Below are 18,696 nucleotides of genomic sequence, written 5' to 3'. Positions count from 1 at the left end.
AGCACTGGGAATCCGGCGGCCGGCCGCCGAGGCGCACCACGCGTGGCCCGCCGCTCAGCCGCTGACCATGGGTTTCGCACGGATTTCACACCACGGCCGGATGGCGGGGGACGAACGCGGCGGAACCGCCCTCAGCCGGCCTGCACCTTCTGGGCGCTCTTGGCGTAGCCGTCGGCGAGGCCGAACACCTTCTGGGCGTACTCGGTGGAGTTGTTGTACGACAGGATTCCCGACCACCAGCCGGACGGCGTCGCCATGTCGCGGCCGCCCGCGCAGAGGTACCGGCCCGCGGCGAGCGCGGCGTCGTCGATCTGCTGGGGGTCGCCGAGGCCGTCGCCGTTGCCGTCGGAGGCCCACTTGGCCCAGGTGCTGGGGATGAACTGCATCGGGCCGACGGCGCGGTCGGCCACCGGGTCGCCGTCGAAGCGGCCGCCGTCGGTGTCGGTGATGGCCCGGACCCCGGCGGAGCCGTCGAGCGGGACCCCGATGATCGGCTTGGACGGGCGGCCGTCGGCGCCGAGCACGGCCCCGCCGTACTGGCCGTGGTTCGACTCGATGCGGCCGATGCCGGCCAGCGTCGCCCAGGAGATACGGCAGCCCGGGTCGGCCGAGCGCAGGGCCAGCTCCGCGTTGCCGTACGCGTGCAGGGCCCGCGCCGGGATCCCGGTGACCGCGGCGACTTTCCGCGCCCACCCGTCGAGCGGGTCGTCGCCCGAGGGCTGGGCCGACTGCGGCGCGGTGCCTTCACCGGCGCCGCCCGCGACGACGGCGCTGACCGGCACGATCGAACCGGGCTTCACGTCGGCCGCCTTGACGCTCAGCGCCGGGATGTCCGTGGTGGTCGGGCTCGCCACCGGCGCCGAAGCCCGGGTGACCAGCCAGACGCCCCCGCCGGCCACGGCCAAGACCACGATCACCACGGCCAGCCGCACGGCCACGGCCACACCATGGCGGGTGCGGGCCGGGCCCGGCGCGGCCGGAACCACGGCCTCGTCCTCGGTCTGTCCGGTGGTCGGCACGAAACTCAGGTCCTCCAGCGTGGCGGTCGGTCGATCACACAACGAGCCCGCGCAGGTTAGCGTTACGCGGTGCCGCGGATCGGGGCCGCCACGCCGGTTCACCCGGCCGTGTGGGACCGTCCCATCAGGCGGACTTCTGCTGCCTCGCCAGACGGGCGACGCACCACGCCGGGGCGCTGCCGCGGCGCAGGTGCTGGAGCACGGTCATCGGGCCGAGCCGACGGCTCAGGTCCGAGGGCGCGAGGCCCGCCGCGCGGTAGTCGAGGGCCCGCTGGTCGAGCGGGCTGATGCCGGCGTCCCACCACAGCTCGGCCTCGGCGACGTCGCCGACCATCTGCCACCAGCCGGCGGCGGCCACGAGCAGGTCTTCGGGGACCTCGGGCAGGCGGACGCGCATGGCGTCGAGGTAACCGGGGTCGGCCGCGTCGACCGGGGCCCAGCGCGCGGGGCCGGACCGGGCCCGCTGGCCGGGGATGCCGGGTGGCGCCTGGGGCGCGTCGGCCAGCCAGGCGGACGCGATGCGGTCGACCTCCTGCTCCTCGGGGGTCTGCTCGCGTTCCGCGGCCCACTGCCGGATCAACGCGTCCACTCCGGGATCTCCGGTCATCCCTGCCTCCTCATTGGTCCCCGACGGGCCGGCCCTGACCGCCGGCCCCGTGCGCGTTCACGACTTGCACCCAACCGCGTGATCGAGCGGGAAATCCCCCGCTTTCGCCTGGTTCCCGAGGGACTGGAGAACCGGCTGATCACGCAATGTGAGCACCGTAGGGCCGAGGGTGCTTTCGACGCCATACCCAGGCCTCGACAAATTCCGCGACCAGGCTGTTTCAGGGGTCAATCCACCCGGATGGTCGAGCGCAGGCCCGCATTCCGAGATCCGGTGACAGTGCGTTACAACAGGCCCGAGAACACGGAGAGTGATCAGGCGAAGAGGGTCTTGAAGAACGTCACGATGGCTTCCGCGCCGTCCTTGAGCCAGCCCAGCACGCGGTGCACCAGGTCGGCCGACTGCGTCGGCTGCGTGATCAGGAAGAACAGCACGAGCACGACCACCCCGACGACGACGATCTTCTTCAGGCCGCTCGACATGGCTCAGTCCGCTCCATTCCCCGGCCTCCCCGACGGACGCCGACCGTTACCCCGCGGGTACCGCGCGCGGTCGTCCCCACTGTAATGACGCCGGGCCCGGAAAACCCGAGATACGGCCAGGCCGGGCCCAGCCGATCACGGGCGAGTGACGACGCTCACTATCGAGTGAGTCCAGGCCGCGCTGTCGGCGCCCGGATACGCTCCGGCGATGGACGACGGCGAGAGAGTCACGCTCCGGCCGGTCCGCGAATCGGACCTCGGGATGCTCGAAGCGCTGACCAACGACCCGGACACCGCGGGCGAGTACCAGTGGTTCGGCTGGCACGATCCCGGTTTCCTCCGGCGCCGCTGGCACGAGGACGGGATGCTCGGCACCGACCGCGGCATGCTCATCCCCGCGCTGGGCGGCCGCGCGCTGGGACTGGTGTCGTGGCACCGGTCGCGGACGGGCCCCAGCTCGTTCTGCTGGAACGTGGGGCTGGTCCTGCTGCCGGAGGCGCGCGGGCACGGCCACGGCACGGAGGCGCAGCGCCTGCTCGTGCGCTACCTGTTCGCCCACACGCAGCTGAACCGCATCGAGGCCACCACCGAGACCGGCAACCGCGCCGAGCAGCGCTCGCTGGAGAAGGCCGGCTTCACCCGCGAAGGCGTGCTGCGCGGCTTCGACTTCCGCGACGGCGAGTGGCGCGACAACGTCCTTTACGCGGTCGTTCGCTCGGACCTCGCGAACCCCTTGTGAGTGTTCGCCCAACGCCGCTAAGGACTCCTTACCGGCGTCGGACGCGGGTAAGGAGTCCTTACCGGCACTCGGGAGTCAGGCGATCGCGCCCGCCTCGCGCAGGCGTGCCAGGCCGGCCGCGTCGAAGCCCAGCTCGGTGAGCACCTCCTCGGTGTCGGCGCCCTTCTCGTGCGGCGCCTCCGGGGTCGCGGGCGGGGTGCGGTCGAAACGGGGCGCCGGCGCGGGCTGCACCGTGCCGCCGATGTCGACGAAGGTGCCGCGAGCCGCGTTCTGCGGGTGCGAAGCGGCCTCCCACGGGGACAGCACCGGAGTCAGGCAGGCATCCGTCCCCTCGGCGCGCGCGACCAGCTCGTCACGCGGGTAGCGGCGCACGGCCTCGGCGACGATCTTCCGCAGCTTCGGCCACTGGCTCTTGTCCACGTGCACCGGCAGGTCCTCGCCGTCGAGGCCGAGCACCTTCACCAGGTCGCCCCAGAACCGCATCTCGATCGCGCCGATCGCCACGTACTTGCCGTCCGCGGTCTCGTACGTGTCGTAGAACGGCGCGCCGCCGTCGAGCATGTTGTCGCCGCGCTCCCCCGGCCAGACGCCCGCCGCGCGCATGCCGTGCAGGCTCGTGGTGAGCAGCGCCGCGCCCTCGACCATCGACGCGTCCACCACCTGCCCGCGGCCCGATGTGGTGCGCTCGTGCAGCGCGGCCAGCACCCCCATCGCGAGCATCAGCCCGCCGCCGCCGAAGTCGCCGATCAGGTTGAGCGGCGGCACCGGCCGCTCGCCGGCACGCCCGATCGGCTCGAGCGCGCCCGCGATGCCGACGTAGTTGATGTCGTGGCCGGCGGCCGTCGCGAGCGGGCCGTCCTGGCCCCAGCCGGTCATCCGGCCGTAGACCAGCCGCGGGTTACGCGCGTGCACCTGCTCCGGCCCGAGCCCCATCCGCTCCATGACCCCGGGCCGGAAGCCCTCGATCAGCACGTCGGCCGTCTCGGCCAGCTTCAGCACCAGCTCGACGCCCTCGGGGGTCTTGGTGTTGACGCCGATCGTGCGCCGCCCGCGCGCCAGCGGGTCGTTCGGCAGGCCGAGCACGTCGGCGCCCGGGGTCGCGCGGTCGACGCGGACCACGTCGGCGCCGAGGTCGGCCAGCACCATGCAGGCGAACGGCGCGGGCGCGAGCCCGGCCAGCTCCACCACTTTCAGCCCGGCCAGTGGACCAGCTTTCACTTCGGAACGTCCTTTCCTTCCACGGCAACGGAAATCAGAGCGTGCGGGAGATGATCTCCTTCATGATCTCGCTGGTGCCGCCGAAGATCCGGGAGATCCGGACGTCGGCCCACGCGCGCGCGATCGGGTACTCGGTCATGTAGCCGTAGCCGCCGAACAGCTGCAGGCAGTCGTCGATGACCTTGTTGACCCGCTCCGTGGTCCACAGCTTCGCCATCGCCGCGCCCTGCACATCGAGCTCGCCCTTGAGGTGCCGCTCGATGCACTGGTCGAGGTACGCGCGCGCCACCGCCGCTTCCGTAGCGGCCTCAGCGAGCGTGAACTTGGTGTTCTGGAAGTTGAAGATCGGCCGGCCGAACGCGGTGCGCTCCTTGGTGTACTGCAGGGTCAGGTCGATCGCGGCCTCCATGCCGGCCACCGCGGTGACGGCGATGATCAGCCGCTCCTGCGGCAGCTGCAGCATCAGCTGGACGAAGCCCTGGCCCTCGGCGTCGCCGAGCAGGTTCGCGGCGGGCACGCGGACGTCGTCGAAGAACAGCTCCGCGGTGTCCTGGCCCTTCATGCCGACCTTGTCGAGCACGCGGCCGCGGCGGAAGCCCGGGGTGTCGGTCTCGACCGCGATCAGCGACACGCCCTGCGCGCCGGCTTCGGGGTCGGTCTTGCAGGCGACCACCACGAGGTCGGTGTGGTAGCCGTTGGTGATGAAGGTCTTGGCGCCGTTGATCACGTAGTGGTCGCCGTCGCGGACCGCGCGGGTCTTGATGCTCTGCAGGTCCGAGCCCGTGCCCGGCTCGGTCATCGCGACGGCGCCGACGAACTCGCCACTGGCGAACTTCGGCAGCCACTCGCGCTTGCGCTCCTCCGCGGCGTAGGCGAGCAGGTAGTGCGCGACGATTCCGTTGTGGACAGTCACGCCCCACGCGCTGTCCCCGGCCCGCGCCTGCTCCTCGTAGAGGACGGCCTCGTGCGCGAACGTGCCGCCGCCCCCGCCGTACTCCTCGGGGATGGACAGCGCGAGCAGCCCGATCTCGCCCGCCTTCGTCCACACCTCGCGGTCGATCTTCTTCTCCGCCGCCCAGCGCTCCTGGTTCGGCACCAGTTCCTTCTGCAGGAAGGACCGGGCGAGCTCCCTCAGGTCTTCGAGTTCGGTGTTGCTCCACGAGCTCTTCTGGATCTGCAACGGCACGGCGACGCCTCCTGCGGGACGAACTGGAAAACATGACGCTGGGAAGGTAAGTTCTAGTCGGAATGTACATCCGTGCCGTCCTGTACGTAAAGTGGTGCGCACCGTGCCCGTACCCGAATCCGCCGGTAGCCGAAGCTGGGAGCCCCGATGACCGAGGTCGCGGCGAAGTCGCACCGCACCCAGGCGCAGCGCCGGGAGCAGACGCGGACCGCCCTGCTCGACGCGACCATCGAGTGCCTGGTCGACATCGGCTACTCCCGGGCGTCGGTGCAGGAGATCTGCGCCCGCGCCGGGGTGTCGAAGGGCGCGGTGCAGCACCACTTCGCCACCAAGGCCGAGCTGATGGCCGCCGCCGTCGAGCACCTGACGAACCGGCTGCGCGGCGAGCTGGCCGCGTCGCTCGACGGCCTGCCCGGCGGCGCGTCCGGCGTCGCCGCGGCGATCGACCTGCTGTGGCAGGGCTACTCGGGCACGCTGTCGACCGCCGTCACCGAGCTGTGGGTCGCCGCGCGCACGGACCCGGAACTGCGCGCCGCGATCCGCCCGGTGGACCGCGCGCTGGGCCGGTCCACCCTCGCGCACCTCAGCCAGGTCGCCGGCGACCTGCCGAAGGAACGCGCCGAGATGCTCTTCTGGCTCACCGTCAACCTCACCCGGGGCCTGGCCCTGGACGCCGAACTCGGCGGCGACCCGCACCGCCGCCGCCAGCTGCTGGAGGAGTGGAAGCGCATCGCGGTCCTGCTCTACTCCGGCTCGGCACCGGGGCCCGTGCAGGACTGACCCCGCAGCGTCCAGCGCGGCATCGAAGTCGCACCGCCCCTTATCCGGAGCGGGTTTTCGTGATGCAATCGCACCAGCCGGTCCGCGCCCCGGCCGAGGAGCCTCGATGAGCAGCGTGCCTCCGCCGTACCAGTTCCCTCCCGGCGCGCCCCCGGCCGAGCCCGGCGTGCTGGGGCGGCTGCTCGCGGGGGTGCTCGGGGCGTTCGCGGCGGTACTGGTGATCACCGGGACGTTCCTGCCCGTCTGGGCTTACCAGGAGTCCTCGGACGGCAAGGTCCAGGCGTCGCAGTCCGTCACCGCGTGGACGCGGCTGTTCGGCATCGAGCCGACCGCCACCGAGCGCGCGTACTACGACACCAATCACGTCGCCCACTACGGCATCCCGCTGACCGTCGCCGCCCTCGTGCTGCTCGCCGGCGCGGTGCTGGTGTTCACGCGCGCCCGTTCGGCCGGCCGCGTCACCCTCGTCGCCGGGGGCGCGGGCGTGGTGGCGGCGGTGTGGATGCTCGGCATGGACGTCTCCGCGACGTTGAGCTACGACCGGCAGACCGACCTCACGAAGTTCCACTACACCAGCGGGACCGGGTTCTGGGTGCTGCTGGCCGGCGGGGTCGTCGCCCTGATCACGCTGGGCCTGGCGCTGCTCTCCGGCCGCCGCCCCCGACCGGCCGGGATCGCCGGCGCCCCGCCGTTCGGCTACCCGGTCTCGCCGCCGCCGTCCTACGGCAACTCGGTCCCGACGCCGTACGAAACCCCGGCCCACGGCGTCCCGGTCCCCCAGCCCTTCCCGTTCCAGCCCCCGCCGAACGAACCGCCGTCACACGGGTTCCTGCCCCGGACGCACGACGAGCCGGTGTCCCAGCCGTTCCCGCCGCAGCCCTCGCAGCCGATGCCGGTGGTGCCGCCGTCCGAGCCGCTCCCGGAACAGCCACAGTCACTCCCAGGACAAGAGGAGGGACCCGGCCGACACCGGACCACGGACGAACCCAATACGTGAATCACTTTCACGTAATCTGGACAACCGGCGTACCGGCGGTATGGTGTACTCGTCGGTAACACCGGTCTGAACGGAGACGCCATGACCAGCACGACACCGGCGAACCTCAGCGGCGAGGCGGCGGACGCGGCCCAGCCCGCGACCATCGGCGGTGTCGCCGGCGCTCCCGCCGCGGACCGCGCCGCCCAGCTCGTGGCCAGGGTGACCGGCGGCGAGGACTCCGCGCCCGTCCGGATGCGGGCGCCGTTCACCGGGCTGCCGATCACCACACTCCCCCAGGCCACGGACGCCGAGGTGCGCTCGGCTTTCGCCGCCGCGCGCGAGGCACAGCGCAGCTGGGGCGCGCGCCCCGCCGCCGACCGGCAGCGGTTCCTCGTCCGGCTGCACGACCTGATGCTCGACCGCCAGGCCGAGGCCCTCGACCTCGTGCAGGTGGAGGCCGGCAAGGCCCGCATCGACGCCTTCGACGAGATCAGTGCCTCCGCGCTCGTCGCGGCCTACTACGGCAAGCACAGCGCCAAATTCCTCGCGCCACGGCGTCGCGCGGGCGTGATCCCCGGCCTGACCAAAGCCGGCGAACTGCACCACCCCAAGGGCGTCGTCGGGATCATCTCGCCCTGGAACTACCCGCTGGCGCTGACCGCGATGGACGTCTTCCCCGCGCTCGCCGCCGGCAACGCCGTGGTGCAGAAGCCGGACAACCAGACCGCGCTGTCCGCGCTGTGGCTGCAGGAGCTGGCCGAGGAGGCGGGCCTGCCGTCCGGGCTGTGGCAGGTGGTGCTCGGGCGCGGCTCCGCCATCGGCGCCGCGCTGGTCGAGGAGTGCGACTACCTCTGCTTCACCGGCTCGACGCCGACGGGCAAGGACCTGGCCGGGCAGATCGCCCGGCGGCTGACCAGCTACTCCCTGGAGCTGGGCGGCAAGAACCCGATGATCGTGCTGCCGGACGCGGACGTCGCCAAGGCCGCGACCGGCGCCGTCACCGCCTGTTTCTCCTCCGCCGGGCAGCTGTGCGTTTCGGTGGAGCGGATCTACGTGCACGAGAGCGTCCGCGAGGAGTTCACCCGCGCGTTCGTCGCCCGCACGGCCGCGCTGAAGCTCGGCGGCACGCTCGGCTACAGCGCGCAGATGGGCTCGCTGACCTCGGAGAGCCAGCTGAAAACGGTCTCCGCGCATATCGAAGACGCGCGGGCCAAGGGCGCGCAGGTGCTCACCGGTGGCCGCGCGCGGCCGGACCTCGGCCCGCTGTTCTACGAGCCGACGGTGCTCACCGGCGTCGCGGCCGGGATGCTGCCGTTCGCGGAGGAGACGTTCGGGCCGGTGGTCTCGGTCTACGGCTACACCGACGTCACCGAGGCCATCGAGCGCGCCAACGACACGCCGTTCGGGCTCAACGCCAGCGTCTGGTCCCGCAACGGCCGCGCCGGCTGGGAGGTCGCGGCCCGGCTGAAGGCCGGCACGGTGAACGTCAACGAGGGCTACGCCGCGACGTTCGGCAGCGTCGGCGTGCCGATGGGCGGGATGAAGGAGTCCGGGGCCGGCCGGCGCAACGGTGCCGAGGGCCTGCTGAAGTACACCGAGACCCAGTCGATCGCCATCCAGCGCGGCCTGGCGCTGCGCCCGCCGCGGCGGGTGCCGGGCGGGGTGTGGGCGCGGATGATGACCTCGAGCATGAAGCTGCTGCGCCACCTTCCCTGGCGCTGACCCTGAGCGGTAACCGTTGTGGCCCAACGGTTACCGCGGTCAGTCCGGCGGCGCCGGCGCGGTGAGCAGCCCCCGGTCGTACGCGATGGCGACGGCTTCGGCGCGACGCCCGGCCCCCAGCTTGGCCATCACCCGCGAGAGGTGCACGCTCACCGTCTTCTCGCTGATGTACAGCTCCTCGCCGACCTGACGATTGGTGCGCCCCAGCGCCACGCGCTCCAGAACGTCGCGCTCGCGGTCGGTCAGCGGGTCCGCCATCGGGCGGGACACGGGATGCGGTGACGCCGGGTCGACGCCCGGGAGCTCCACCCGCGCGCGGTGCGCGAGGTCCCGGAGGGCGTCGCGCAACGGCAGCGCGCCCAGGCGATCGGCGACGGCGTGGGCGGCTTCCAGCGGGGCCACGGCCGCCGCCGTGTCGCCGCTCGCCAACAGCGCCTCGGCCTGATGCCAGCGGCAGATCGCCTGCTCGTAGACGGCGCCGTAACCGAACGCCTCGGCCGCGGCGGCCCAGAGCACCGGGTCGGCGGGGCCTTCGAAGGCGCTCCCCCAAGCCTCCGCCCGGGCGATCCACGCCCGTCCTTCCGGACCGAGTGTGCCCGAGCGCGGCGCGCCCTCTTTCACGCACTTCCGGCCGTGCTCCAGCAGCCGACGGCCGGCGTCGGCCATCCGGTCCGCCGTCGGCTGGTCACCGTGCGCCCGGGCGGCGGCCGCCCGCGCGACCACCGAGGCCAGGCCCAGCGCGACGATCCGGATGCCGCCCAGCAGCCACGGCTCCATCTTCTCCAGCCAGGCGACCAGCTCCTCGGTGGCGCGCACCGCCTCCTCGTGCTCGCCGCGCCAGGTGGCCAGCTCGATCGCCGCGTCGCCCGCCGACAGCGCGATCTGGATGTCGGCCGCCCAGTTCTGCCGCAGCCCGGGCAGCAGCTTCGCCGCGTCGTCGAACCGGCCGCGCGCCACCAGGAACAGCACCCAGTTGGCCAGGATCCGCGCTGCGACCGCGCTCGAAACGCCCCGGCCCGCGCGCCCGGCCGCGTCCTCGGCCGGCCAATCCCCCGACAGGTAACGCAGGTACAGCTGCCGCGCGCGCAGCTCCAGCCCGTACGAACTCCACGCGAGCCCGCTCTCCTCGGCTCGCTCGACCCCGCGCTTCGCGTGCGCCAGCGCCTCCGCCATTTCGGCCTGGTCGTCGTAGCTCAACGCGAGGAAGTACATCCCGCGAAGCTCGACATTGAGCGCCTTGCCGCCGTGGGCCTTGCGCACCGCTTGGCGCAGCCGCTCCCGCGCCTCCTCGGCGTCGCCGGCCGAATCGGCCAGCGTGCCGAGGGTGACCAGCGCGGACGCCTCGGCGCCGACGGCACCGGCCGCGCGCGCGTCGGCGACCGCCGTGAGCGCGTTGTCCAGCGCCTCGTCCGGCCGGTCGATCGCCCGCTGGAAACCGGCGCGGGTGGCGAGCACCCACGCGCGGGTGGCGCTGGGCTCACTGTCCTTGACCAGCTCCCAGGCCTTGTCCATGGCGAGCAGCGCCTCGTCCAGCCCGCCCTCCAGCACGTTCAGCGCCTCGGCCAGCCGCCGCCACACCTTGGCGGCGCGATCCGTGGACATCTCCGGTCGCAGCGCCTCGGTGGCCGACCGCGCGAACGCCGCGGCCCGCTCGGGCTCGCCCGACGTGCCGGCGAAGTACGACGCCTCGTGCAGCAGCTTCAGCTCGTCGACGCCCTCGGGGCGGCCGTCCACCGGCACCGCGTCCCAAATGGACAGTGCCTGCTCGGCGTGCCGTAGCGCGGCTCCGGGCGCGCCCAGCTTCTCCGCCTCGTCCATGGCGCGCAGCAGCGCGGGCAGGGCAGTCACCAGGTCGCGGCTTTCGAGGCTGTGGAACGCCAGCTTCGCGTCGTGCCCGCGCCCCTGCTTCACCGCCATGATCCGTGCCGCGTAGGCCGCGTGCATCCGCGTGCGCTCGCCCGGCAGCAGATCGCCGTACACCGCCTCCTGCAGCAGCGCGTGACGGAACGCGTAGTTGCCGCCCTCGATCACCAGCACGTGATGCTGCACGGCCTCGCGCAGCACCTCGTCCAGCTCCAGCTCGCCGATGCCCGAGACCGCCGTCAGCGCGGCGTGCGACACCGGCTCGTTGGCCACCGAGACCACCCGCAGCACCCGGCGGGTTTCGGCCGGGAAGCGCTCCAGCCGGGCGAGCAGCACCTCGGCGAGCCCGGCCGGCAGATCGCGGCAGTCCGCGCTGGTCGCCAGCAGCTCCTCCACGAAAAACGGGTTGCCCTCGGACCGCGCGACGATGTCGGCCACCACGTCCGCGGCCAGCGGCTCGTCGGCCAGCGCCTCGACGAACGCCCGCGCCTCGGCCGCTCCGAACGGGCTCAGCGCGACCTGCTCCACGGTCGCCAGCCGGACCAGCTCCGAGAGCAGCCCGCGCAGCGGATGCCGCCGGTGCACGTCCTCCTCCCGGTAGCTGCCGACCACCAGCAGCCGTTGCGCGCGCAGCCGGCTGAGCAGGAACGACAGCAGGTTCCGGGTCGAGGAATCGGCCCAGTGCAGGTCTTCGAGCAGGATCACCACCGGCCGCGACTCGGCGACCTCGGTCAGCACCCCCAGTACCGCGTCGAACAACTGCAGCTGACCGAGGTCCTGTTCCGGTCGCGGCCGGCGCATCGCCTCACGTTCGTTGGCCGACACCTGGCCGTGCTCCCCTGGCACGGCCGGCTCGGGCTCGCCGCTCTGCGGCAGCAGCCGGGCCAGCGCGGGCCGGGCCCGCACGGCGGCGGCCACCAGCGGGTCGGTGGCCGACCCGAGCGGCGCCAGCGCCTCGGCGAACGGCAGGTACGGCAGGCCGCCGTCCCGCACATCGATGCACCGGCCGGTGAGCACCAGCCCGCCGGCCGCGGTGACGTGCTCGCCCAGCGCGGTCAGCAGCCGGGTCTTGCCGACCCCCGCGTCGCCCGAGACCAGCACGGCACCCGCCTCGCGCCGTTCGGCGCGGGCGAAGGCAGTGCGAAGCCGCCGCATCTCGTGAGTGCGGGCGACAAGCGGGATTCCGGAGCCGAGGCGGGGCACAAGACGCATTCTGGTCTACCCCACCGACAGTTTCGCCATGGTTTTCGCCGGCAGCGTCATGACACCCGTCTCACCGGGCCGAACCGCGGCCGGTCGCCCGCGGTTCGCGGGCGCCCGAACCGGCGCGGCGCGAGGCCGGGCGGCGGAACCAGGCGCTCCGCCCGGCCTTGCGCAGTTCGGCGGCCCGGTAGGCGGCTTCCGCGCGCATCGCGTCGTAGAAAAGGTCGCTGCTCATGGTCTTTGTCCCCTCAGTGTTTTCGAACGGTTCAGCGGCGAGTGGAGTCGAGGCCGGACGGCGTGTGGACCGCCTCGCGGCGTTCCTGCGCCGGCACGGCCACGCTGGTCAGCCGGTGGGCGCGCAGCCAGCGCACCGCGCGGTTCGACCGCGGCCGGCCGCTGCCTCGTGCCTTCTGTAGTTCGTCGACCCGGTACGCGACTTCGGCGCGTACCGCGTCCAGGAGCAGATCGCTCATCGTTTCGTTCCCGTCTGAAGAGTTGCCTTCCTTGCTGACACTCAGAGTCGTCCTGAGGGGTGGACGCGGGCATCGGGTGATCACCTACACCCGGACGTCAAACGACCCCTTACCCGAACCGCTGACCAGGTCGGCGGGGGTAAGGGGTCGTCTGTGGGTAGTTCAGTCGCGCGTCGGGCCGCCGGCGCGCACCGCCGCCAGCAGCCCCTGCCAACCCGAGGCGGGGAGGCGGAAGGCACCCCCTTCGGGATCCTTGGAGTCGCGCACCGCGGCGCCGCCGTCGACGAACGCGATTTCGACGCAGTCGTTGCCGCCGCCGCTGTAGCTGCTCTTGCGCCACTGAGCCCCAGAAAGGCCTGCGTCCGGAGTCATTTCCCCACTTCCTTACTGTTTCGTCGGTTCCAGGTGGTGTGCGCTGAGCCCGGCACGGCCGCCTGTTCGGCGAACCGGCCGGCCGCCTCGGCGATCAAGTCGACCGAGTCGTCCGGTTTCAGCGCGGCTGCGCGCAGATGGTCGAACATCAGCGCGTAGCGCCGGACGTCTAAGGGTTCCTCCAGGTACAGGCCGCTGGAGGTGCTGTCGTCCACGTAGACGACGTCCGGGTCGGCCTGCTCGGGGAAGCCCATGATGAGGAAGGGGCCCTCCATACCGGGGTGCGCCCCGGCGCCGAAGGGCACCACCTGGACCGTGACATTGGGCTTCTCGGCGTCGGCGACCATCCGGTAGAGCTGCTCGGCCATCACCTCGGGCCCGTCCACGACGCGGTGCAGCACGGCCTCGTCGACCACCGCCCAGTACTCCACCGGCGGGCTGTCGCTCAGCAGTTCCTGGCGCGCCATCCGCGCGGCCACGCGACGCCGGATCGCGGCGTCCTCCGCGTCCGGCCGCAGCGCCCGGATCACCGCGTGCGCGTACCGCTCGGTCTGCAGCAGCCCGGGCACGAGCAGCGCCTGGAACGCGCGCAGCGAGCTGGCATCGGCCTCGAGCCCGACGAAGGTGCCGGTGAACACCTCGTTGTAGGCGTGCCACCAGCCGCGCTTGCGCGCCTCGCGGGCCAGCTGGACGAGCGCCTCCTGCTCGTCGCCGGTGATCCCGTACAGCGCCAGCATGTCCCGGGCGTCACGCGGGGTGACGCCGACGTGGCCGGTCTCGATGCGGCTCACCTTCGAAGCGGAGCACTCGAGCTTCTCGCCCACCTCGTCGATGGTGAGGTCAGCCGCCTCGCGGAGCCGCCGCAGCTCGCTCGCGAGCCTCCGGCGGCGAACGGTGGGTCCCTGTCCTCTCGCCACGACAGCACCTCCGGATCCGTCTTCCCCGTCGCGCGCGCCTTTGCCCGCACCACATATCTAACCAGCCGACCGCGTAGTCAGTGAGGTATTAACACCGCGGAATACCCCACCTTCGGGCAAGGTTCCGGCCTGCAATTTGCAGATTGCGCTTGTACTCTGACATCGTGCACGCAGGACGCGCGCCCGCCACGCCGGTCAGACCAGCCGGCCGAGGCTGACCCGGTCCCTGAGCAGCGTAGACGAAGACCAGCCGGAAGCGCCGAACCGAGTGCGCGGGCGTTTCCGGCGGAAGGTGTCCGGGGCTGTCCCCCGACCGGCCCCGGACACCTTCATCCCCCGCGAGACCATTCACCCCGTGCTTATTCGCGCCTTTCCTCACCCGAAGGTGTGGCCCATTCCACGCTCACCGGTGCGCGGCACACTCTCGGTATCACCAAAGCGGTATCCGGCCGGGGCGCGGCGTCCTTCACCGGACCCGCAGCAGGCCCTCCTGGACCACGGTCGCGACGAGCGTGCCGTCCTGCGCGAAGAACCGCCCGGTGGCCAGCCCGCGGGCGCCCGAGGCGCTCGGCGACGTGCAGTCGTAAAGGAGCCACTCGTCGGCGCGGAAGGGCCGGTGGAACCACAGCGCGTGGTCGAGGCTCGCCCCGAGCACGTTCTCGTCGTCCCAGTACACGCCGTGGCGCGCGAGGACCGAATCGAGCAGGGTCATATCGGAGGCATAGGTGAGCACGCAGACGTGCAGCAGCTGGTGGTCCGGCAGCTTGCCGTCGGCCCGCATCCAGACGCGGTTGGAGGCCGGCCGCTCGTCGGTCTGACGGGTGATCCACGGCGGCTCGTTGACGTAGCGGACGTCGATCGGGCGCGGGCGCTCGGTGAAGCCCATGCCGAAGCCCTCGACGCGCTCGGCGAACGTCGGCAGCGTCTCCGGGGCCGGCACGTCCGGCATGGTGTCGGCGTGCTCGATGCCGCCCTCGTCCTTCTGGAACGACGCGGACAACGAGAAGATCGCCTTGCCGTGCTGGACCGCAACCACCCGGCGGGTGGTGAACGAGCGGCCGTCGCGAATGCGGTCGACCTCGTAGACGATCGGCACGCTCGGGTCCCCGCCGCGGATGAAGTACGCGTGCAGCGAGTGCACCCGGCGGTCCTCGGGCACGGTGCGCCCGGCCGCGACCAGCGCCTGCCCCGCCACCTGGCCGCCGAACACGCGGACCGGCGAGTGCACGGGCGAGACGCCGCGGTAGTAGTTCTCCTCGATCTTCTCCAGGTCGAGCAGCGCGACCAGCCGGTCGAGCACCGGCTGCCCGCCGCCACCAGGGCTTTCGTCCAGCCCGGTGGCGGCCTTCCTGGCCATCTCAGTCATGCCCGAACCCTAGACGGCGGGCCCGGTGCCCGTCCCTTACGCGTGGTCGTCTTCACCGAGGCGGTGCACGTGGATCAGGTTGGTCGAGCCCACGGTCCCCGGCGGGGAGCCGGCCACGATGACCACCAGGTCACCGCGCTGGTACTTGGGCATCTCCAGCATCTTGTGGTCGACCTGCTGGATCATCTGGTCGGTGGAGTCCACCCGCGGCACGATCTGGGTGTTCGTGCCCCAGGTCATCGAGAGCTGGCTGCGCACGCACTCCTCCGGCGTGAACGCCAGCAGCGGCAGCCGGGTGTGCAGCCGGGCGAGGCGGCGGACCGTGTCGCCGGACTGGGTGAAGGCCACCAGCGCCTTGGCGTTCAGCCGCTCGCCGATGTCGCGGGCGGCGTAGGAGATCACCCCGCGCTTGGTGCGCGGGACGTGCGTCAGCGGCGGCACGACCGGCGAGTCGGTCTCGACCGCCTCGATGATCCGGCCCATGGTCTGGACGACCTCGATCGCGTACCGGCCGACACTCGTCTCGCCGGAAAGCATCAGCGCGTCGGCACCGTCGAGCACCGCGTTCGCGACGTCGGAGGCCTCCGCGCGGGTCGGGCGCGAGTTGGTGATCATCGACTCGAGCATCTGCGTCGCGACGATGACCGGCTTCGCGTTCTCGCGGCAGATCTGGATGGCGCGCTTCTGCACCAGCGGGACCTGCTCCAGCGGCAGCTCGACGCCGAGGTCGCCGCGGGCGACCATCACCGCGTCGAAGGCCAGCACGATCGCCTCGAGGTTGTAGACCGCCTCGGGCTTCTCGATCTTGGCGACGACCGGCAGCCGGCCCTTGCCGGTGCGGTCCATGATCTGGTGCACCAGGTCGATGTCGGCCGGCGAGCGCACGAAGGACAGCGCGATGAAGTCCACGCCCAGCTGCAGCGCGAACTCCAGGTCCTCGATGTCCTTCTCGGACAGCGCGGGCACCGAGACGTCCATGCCGGGCAGCGACACGCCCTTGTTGTTGCTGACGGGACCGCCCTCGGTCACCTCGCACACCACGTCCGGGCCCTCGACGCCCTTGACCACGAGGCCGACCTTGCCGTCGTCGACCAGCAGGCGGTCGCCCGGCTTGGCGTCCCTGGCGAGGCCCTTGTAGGTGGTGGAGACCCGGTCGTGGGTGCCGGCGACGTCCTCGACGGTGATGCGGACGATGTCGCCGTTCTGCCACTCGACCGCGCCGTTCGCGAACGTGCCGAGCCGGATCTTGGGGCCCTGCAGGTCGGCGAGGATGCCCACCGACCGGCCACTCTCGGCCGCGGCGGACCGGACCAGGTCGTAGACCTGCTTGTGGTCGCTGTGGCTTCCGTGGCTGAAGTTCATCCTCGCGACGTCCATTCCGGCGTCGACGAGTGCCCGCATCTTCTCCGGTGTGGAGGTGGCAGGGCCCAGAGTACAAACGATCTTCGCGCGTCGGCTCACGTTCGTTGAGAGTAGTCCTTCGTCCAGCCCACGTCTGTACCGATACCGAAAGTTCAGAGGAACTGTTCAGAAACCTGGCGGGTCGTTCACCGTCGTCGGCGGCCCCTGATCGTGGTCCTCACCCTGGTCGGAGCGGGATTTCACCGTCGGGGCTGCTCACTGGGCCCGACATGGTCGCGGGCCCACTCGTTGAACGCCCGCAGCTGCCGCCACGACTTGCGGACGCGCTCCAGCGCCTCGCGCTCGTGCAGGAAGTCGGCCGGCTCCCAGGTGCGGGCCGCGTAGACCGAGCGGTAACGGAGCAGGTCGATGCGGGGGTGCTCCTCGGCGAAGCCGCGCGGACGGGACTTGAGCCGGTCGCCGTTGATGTCCCAGCCGCCGCGCCGGAGCGTGGCGAGGATCTTCTCCAGCGCCGGGCCGTGCAGCTCGGTGTCGACCGCCGTGCGGAATCGCGCCAGCTGGTCCGACGCCAGGTGGAAGCAGCCGCCGCCGACACGCAGCCCGGCCGGGCCCAGCTCCACGTAGTACGCGCCGCCGCCGCGGCCGGCCTCGATCACCCCGCCGCAGTGCGTCTTGTACGGCGTCTTGTCCTTGGCGAACCGCACGTCGCGGTACGGCCGGAACACCTTGCCCTCACCGAACCCCTGGCCGAACTCGGTCGACAGCTCCTTGAGCAGCGCCTCCATCGGCGCCCGCACGTCGCCTTGGTAGACCGCCACGTTCTGGTCCCAGTAGGACTTGGAGTTGTCGGCCTCCAGCCCGTCGTAGAAATCGACGGCGTACTCCCCGAATCCGGTGAACTTCACGCGGAGCACGATAATCCGGGGCACCGACAGTCCTCGCCCCGGACACGAATCGAGCCCGCCGGAAGACTCCGGCGGGCTCATTTCGTGGGGCCCGGTGTGGCCGGCGCGCCCCTGCGCCGCCGGCCACACCGGGAGTCACTCGGCTACACCGTCACTTGGAGACGGCCGTGATCAGCTCGCCGTTGGTGGTGTCGCCCGAAAGCTCCCAGACCATCGCACCGCCGAGGCCCTGCGTCTTGGCGTAGCCGACCTTGCCCGCGATGGTGCTCGGGGTGTCGTAGCTCCACCAGTTCGAGCCGCACTTGGCGTACGCGGTGCCGGCGATCGTGCCGGTGGACGGGCAGCTGCCCTTGAGGACCTTGTAGTCCTCGATGCCCGGCTCGTACTTGGCCGCCGCGGGGCCGGTGGCGGTGCCGCCAGGGGCGTCCTGCGTGACGCCGGTCCAGCCGCGGCCGTAGAAGCCGATGCCCAGCAACAGCTTCGAGGCCGGGACGCCCTTGCTCTTGAGCTTCTGGACGGCCGCGTCGGTGTAGAAGCCCGCGGTCGGGATGCCGTTGTACGAGGTCAGCGGCGAGTGCGGGGCGGTCGGGCCCTGCGCGTTGAAGGCGCCGAAGTAGTCGTAGGTCATCACGTTGTACCAGTCGACGTACTGCGCGGCGCCCGCGTAGTCGGCGGCGTCGATCTTGCCGCCGCTCGTGCCGTCGGCGGTGATGGCCGCGGTGACCAGCTTCGAGGAGCCGAACTTGGCCCGCATCGCCGACATCACGTTCTTGAACGCCGCCGCGCCGCTGGTGTCACAGCTCAGGCCGCAGGCGTTCGGGTACTCCCAGTCGAGGTCGATGCCGTCGAACACGCCGGCCCAGCGGGGGTCGTTGACCAGGTTGTAGCAGGAGTCGGCGAACGCGGCCGGGTTCTGCGCGGCCTGGCCGAAGCCGCCGGACCAGGTCCAGCCGCCGAACGACCAGAGCACCTTCAGGCCGGGGTGCTTGGCCTTGAGCTCCTTCAGCTGGTTGAAGCTGCCCGCCAGCGGCTGGTCCCAGGTGTCGGCGACGCCGTCGACACTGCCCGCGGCGTCGTAGGTCTTCTGGTAGTCGGCGTAGGCGTCGCCGATCGCGCAGCCGCCGTTGGTGACGTTGCCGAACGCGTAGTTGATGTGCGTCAGCTTCGCCGCCGAGCCGGAGGTCTCGACGTTCTTGACGTGGTAGTTGCGGTCGTAGACACCCCACTCGGTGAAGTAGCCGACGACCTTGCCGACGGACGCCTGCGCGCTCGCCGGCGCCGGCGCGGCCGCTCTCACCGGGTCGGCGGGCGCCGCTGGAGCGGCGAGCGCGAGGCCGGCGAGCGCTGCGCTCACCGTGCCGATCAGGGACAAGAAGCTCCTCTTGCGCGGACCTACCATGCCGGGCTCCCTTCGGGGAGTCACACCAGGTGACGATACGAGGTGGGGACCGTCACACCGTAAAGTGGACTAGACCATTAGGTCAATGGTCTAGTCCAGATACG

General features: G+C 71.7%; 18 protein-coding genes. 4 read left to right on the top strand and 14 right to left on the bottom strand.

Going from position 1 to position 18,696, the window contains the following annotated elements; translation table 11 throughout:
* Window positions 1-131: 131 nt before the first annotated feature.
* The 3 genes from OG943_RS01560 to OG943_RS01550 form a co-directional block, all read right to left on the bottom strand.
* Entirely contained in the window at window positions 132-1,019 is an 888-nt protein-coding gene (locus OG943_RS01560) for a lytic transglycosylase domain-containing protein (protein ID WP_442874678.1), read from the bottom strand.
* A gap of 124 nt (window positions 1,020-1,143) precedes the next feature.
* Window positions 1,144-1,626: a helix-turn-helix transcriptional regulator gene (locus OG943_RS01555; RefSeq protein WP_328607852.1), complete on the bottom strand. Its 483-nt coding sequence runs from the start codon at window positions 1,624-1,626 to the stop codon at window positions 1,144-1,146.
* Window positions 1,627-1,940: 314 nt separating this feature from the next.
* Window positions 1,941-2,108, bottom strand: a complete 168-nt coding sequence (locus OG943_RS01550; protein ID WP_328607851.1) for a hypothetical protein — start codon at window positions 2,106-2,108, stop codon at window positions 1,941-1,943.
* Between the two features lie 208 nt (window positions 2,109-2,316).
* Between OG943_RS01550 and OG943_RS01545 the strand changes: the two genes are divergently transcribed.
* Window positions 2,317-2,847: a GNAT family N-acetyltransferase gene (locus OG943_RS01545; protein ID WP_328607850.1), complete on the top strand. Its 531-nt coding sequence runs from the start codon at window positions 2,317-2,319 to the stop codon at window positions 2,845-2,847.
* A gap of 75 nt (window positions 2,848-2,922) precedes the next feature.
* Here the strand turns inward: OG943_RS01545 and OG943_RS01540 are convergent, their stop codons facing one another.
* Both OG943_RS01540 and OG943_RS01535 read right to left on the bottom strand, forming a co-directional pair.
* Window positions 2,923-4,065 carry a CaiB/BaiF CoA transferase family protein gene (locus tag OG943_RS01540; RefSeq protein WP_328607849.1) on the bottom strand — a complete coding sequence of 381 codons (1,143 nt, stop codon included), beginning with the start codon at window positions 4,063-4,065 and terminating at the stop codon, window positions 2,923-2,925.
* A gap of 34 nt (window positions 4,066-4,099) precedes the next feature.
* Window positions 4,100-5,251, bottom strand: coding sequence for an acyl-CoA dehydrogenase family protein (locus OG943_RS01535; RefSeq protein ID WP_328607848.1), 1,152 nt, complete (start codon window positions 5,249-5,251; stop codon window positions 4,100-4,102).
* Between the two features lie 147 nt (window positions 5,252-5,398).
* Here OG943_RS01535 and OG943_RS01530 point away from each other — a divergent pair, with 147 nt between their 5' ends.
* From OG943_RS01530 to OG943_RS01520, 3 genes are all read left to right on the top strand, one after another.
* On the top strand, window positions 5,399-6,031 hold the full coding sequence (locus OG943_RS01530; protein ID WP_328607847.1) for a TetR/AcrR family transcriptional regulator: 633 nt from the start codon (window positions 5,399-5,401) through the stop codon (window positions 6,029-6,031).
* Between the two features lie 106 nt (window positions 6,032-6,137).
* Window positions 6,138-7,028, top strand: a complete 891-nt coding sequence (locus tag OG943_RS01525) for a hypothetical protein (RefSeq protein ID WP_328607846.1) — start codon at window positions 6,138-6,140, stop codon at window positions 7,026-7,028.
* Between the two features lie 81 nt (window positions 7,029-7,109).
* Complete coding sequence (locus tag OG943_RS01520; protein WP_328607845.1) at window positions 7,110-8,732, top strand: succinic semialdehyde dehydrogenase; 1,623 nt, start codon at window positions 7,110-7,112, stop codon at window positions 8,730-8,732.
* A gap of 39 nt (window positions 8,733-8,771) precedes the next feature.
* On the opposite strand, the gene OG943_RS01515 is transcribed toward OG943_RS01520, so the two are convergent.
* The 9 genes from OG943_RS01515 to OG943_RS01475 all read right to left on the bottom strand — a co-directional run bounded on the left by OG943_RS01515 (window position 8,772) and on the right by OG943_RS01475 (window position 18,592).
* Window positions 8,772-11,807, bottom strand: coding sequence for a helix-turn-helix transcriptional regulator (locus OG943_RS01515; RefSeq protein WP_328607844.1), 3,036 nt, complete (start codon window positions 11,805-11,807; stop codon window positions 8,772-8,774).
* A gap of 61 nt (window positions 11,808-11,868) precedes the next feature.
* Window positions 11,869-12,033 (bottom strand): hypothetical protein, encoded by a 165-nt coding sequence (locus tag OG943_RS01510; RefSeq protein ID WP_328607843.1) that lies wholly within the window; start codon window positions 12,031-12,033, stop codon window positions 11,869-11,871.
* Window positions 12,034-12,064: 31 nt separating this feature from the next.
* Window positions 12,065-12,271 carry a hypothetical protein gene (locus tag OG943_RS01505; RefSeq protein WP_328607842.1) on the bottom strand — a complete coding sequence of 69 codons (207 nt, stop codon included), beginning with the start codon at window positions 12,269-12,271 and terminating at the stop codon, window positions 12,065-12,067.
* A gap of 162 nt (window positions 12,272-12,433) precedes the next feature.
* On the bottom strand, window positions 12,434-12,643 hold the full coding sequence (locus tag OG943_RS01500; protein ID WP_328607841.1) for a DUF397 domain-containing protein: 210 nt from the start codon (window positions 12,641-12,643) through the stop codon (window positions 12,434-12,436).
* On the bottom strand, window positions 12,640-13,560 hold the full coding sequence (locus OG943_RS01495) for a helix-turn-helix domain-containing protein (RefSeq protein ID WP_328607840.1): 921 nt from the start codon (window positions 13,558-13,560) through the stop codon (window positions 12,640-12,642). The genes OG943_RS01500 and OG943_RS01495 overlap by 4 nt, the downstream gene beginning before the upstream one ends.
* 466 nt (window positions 13,561-14,026) lie before the next feature.
* On the bottom strand, window positions 14,027-14,926 hold the full coding sequence (gene tesB, locus OG943_RS01490; RefSeq protein ID WP_328607839.1) for an acyl-CoA thioesterase II: 900 nt from the start codon (window positions 14,924-14,926) through the stop codon (window positions 14,027-14,029).
* Between the two features lie 36 nt (window positions 14,927-14,962).
* Window positions 14,963-16,387, bottom strand: a complete 1,425-nt coding sequence (gene pyk, locus OG943_RS01485) for a pyruvate kinase (protein ID WP_328607838.1) — start codon at window positions 16,385-16,387, stop codon at window positions 14,963-14,965.
* Between the two features lie 140 nt (window positions 16,388-16,527).
* Window positions 16,528-17,193 (bottom strand): DUF2461 domain-containing protein, encoded by a 666-nt coding sequence (locus OG943_RS01480; RefSeq protein WP_328607837.1) that lies wholly within the window; start codon window positions 17,191-17,193, stop codon window positions 16,528-16,530.
* Window positions 17,194-17,344: 151 nt separating this feature from the next.
* Entirely contained in the window at window positions 17,345-18,592 is a 1,248-nt protein-coding gene (locus OG943_RS01475) for a glycoside hydrolase family 18 protein (RefSeq protein WP_328607836.1), read from the bottom strand.
* Between the last annotated feature and the right edge of the window lie 104 nt (window positions 18,593-18,696).

Origin of the sequence: Amycolatopsis sp. NBC_00345, from assembly GCF_036116635.1 — a bacterium.
In the GTDB taxonomy this organism is placed as follows: domain Bacteria; phylum Actinomycetota; class Actinomycetes; order Mycobacteriales; family Pseudonocardiaceae; genus Amycolatopsis.
The sequence above is the reverse complement of the archived record's forward strand: the minus strand, read 5'-3'. Positions and strand labels throughout refer to the sequence as shown.

Excerpts from the sequence above, each read along its gene's own strand:
- OG943_RS01555 (WP_328607852.1), bottom strand. The coding sequence starts at position 1,626 with ATGACCGGAGATCCCGGAGTGGACGCGTTGATCCGGCAGTGGGCCGCG.
- OG943_RS01475 (WP_328607836.1), bottom strand. The coding sequence starts at position 18,592 with ATGGTAGGTCCGCGCAAGAGGAGCTTCTTGTCCCTGATCGGCACGGTG.
- OG943_RS01525 (WP_328607846.1), top strand. The coding sequence starts at position 6,138 with ATGAGCAGCGTGCCTCCGCCGTACCAGTTCCCTCCCGGCGCGCCCCCG.
- OG943_RS01505 (WP_328607842.1), bottom strand. The coding sequence starts at position 12,271 with ATGAGCGATCTGCTCCTGGACGCGGTACGCGCCGAAGTCGCGTACCGG.
- OG943_RS01530 (WP_328607847.1), top strand. The coding sequence starts at position 5,399 with ATGACCGAGGTCGCGGCGAAGTCGCACCGCACCCAGGCGCAGCGCCGG.
- OG943_RS01550 (WP_328607851.1), bottom strand. The coding sequence starts at position 2,108 with ATGTCGAGCGGCCTGAAGAAGATCGTCGTCGTCGGGGTGGTCGTGCTC.
- OG943_RS01500 (WP_328607841.1), bottom strand. The coding sequence starts at position 12,643 with ATGACTCCGGACGCAGGCCTTTCTGGGGCTCAGTGGCGCAAGAGCAGC.
- OG943_RS01545 (WP_328607850.1), top strand. The coding sequence starts at position 2,317 with ATGGACGACGGCGAGAGAGTCACGCTCCGGCCGGTCCGCGAATCGGAC.
- OG943_RS01520 (WP_328607845.1), top strand. The coding sequence starts at position 7,110 with ATGACCAGCACGACACCGGCGAACCTCAGCGGCGAGGCGGCGGACGCG.
- OG943_RS01510 (WP_328607843.1), bottom strand. The coding sequence starts at position 12,033 with ATGAGCAGCGACCTTTTCTACGACGCGATGCGCGCGGAAGCCGCCTAC.
- OG943_RS01515 (WP_328607844.1), bottom strand. The coding sequence starts at position 11,807 with ATGCGTCTTGTGCCCCGCCTCGGCTCCGGAATCCCGCTTGTCGCCCGC.
- tesB (WP_328607839.1), bottom strand. The coding sequence starts at position 14,926 with ATGACTGAGATGGCCAGGAAGGCCGCCACCGGGCTGGACGAAAGCCCT.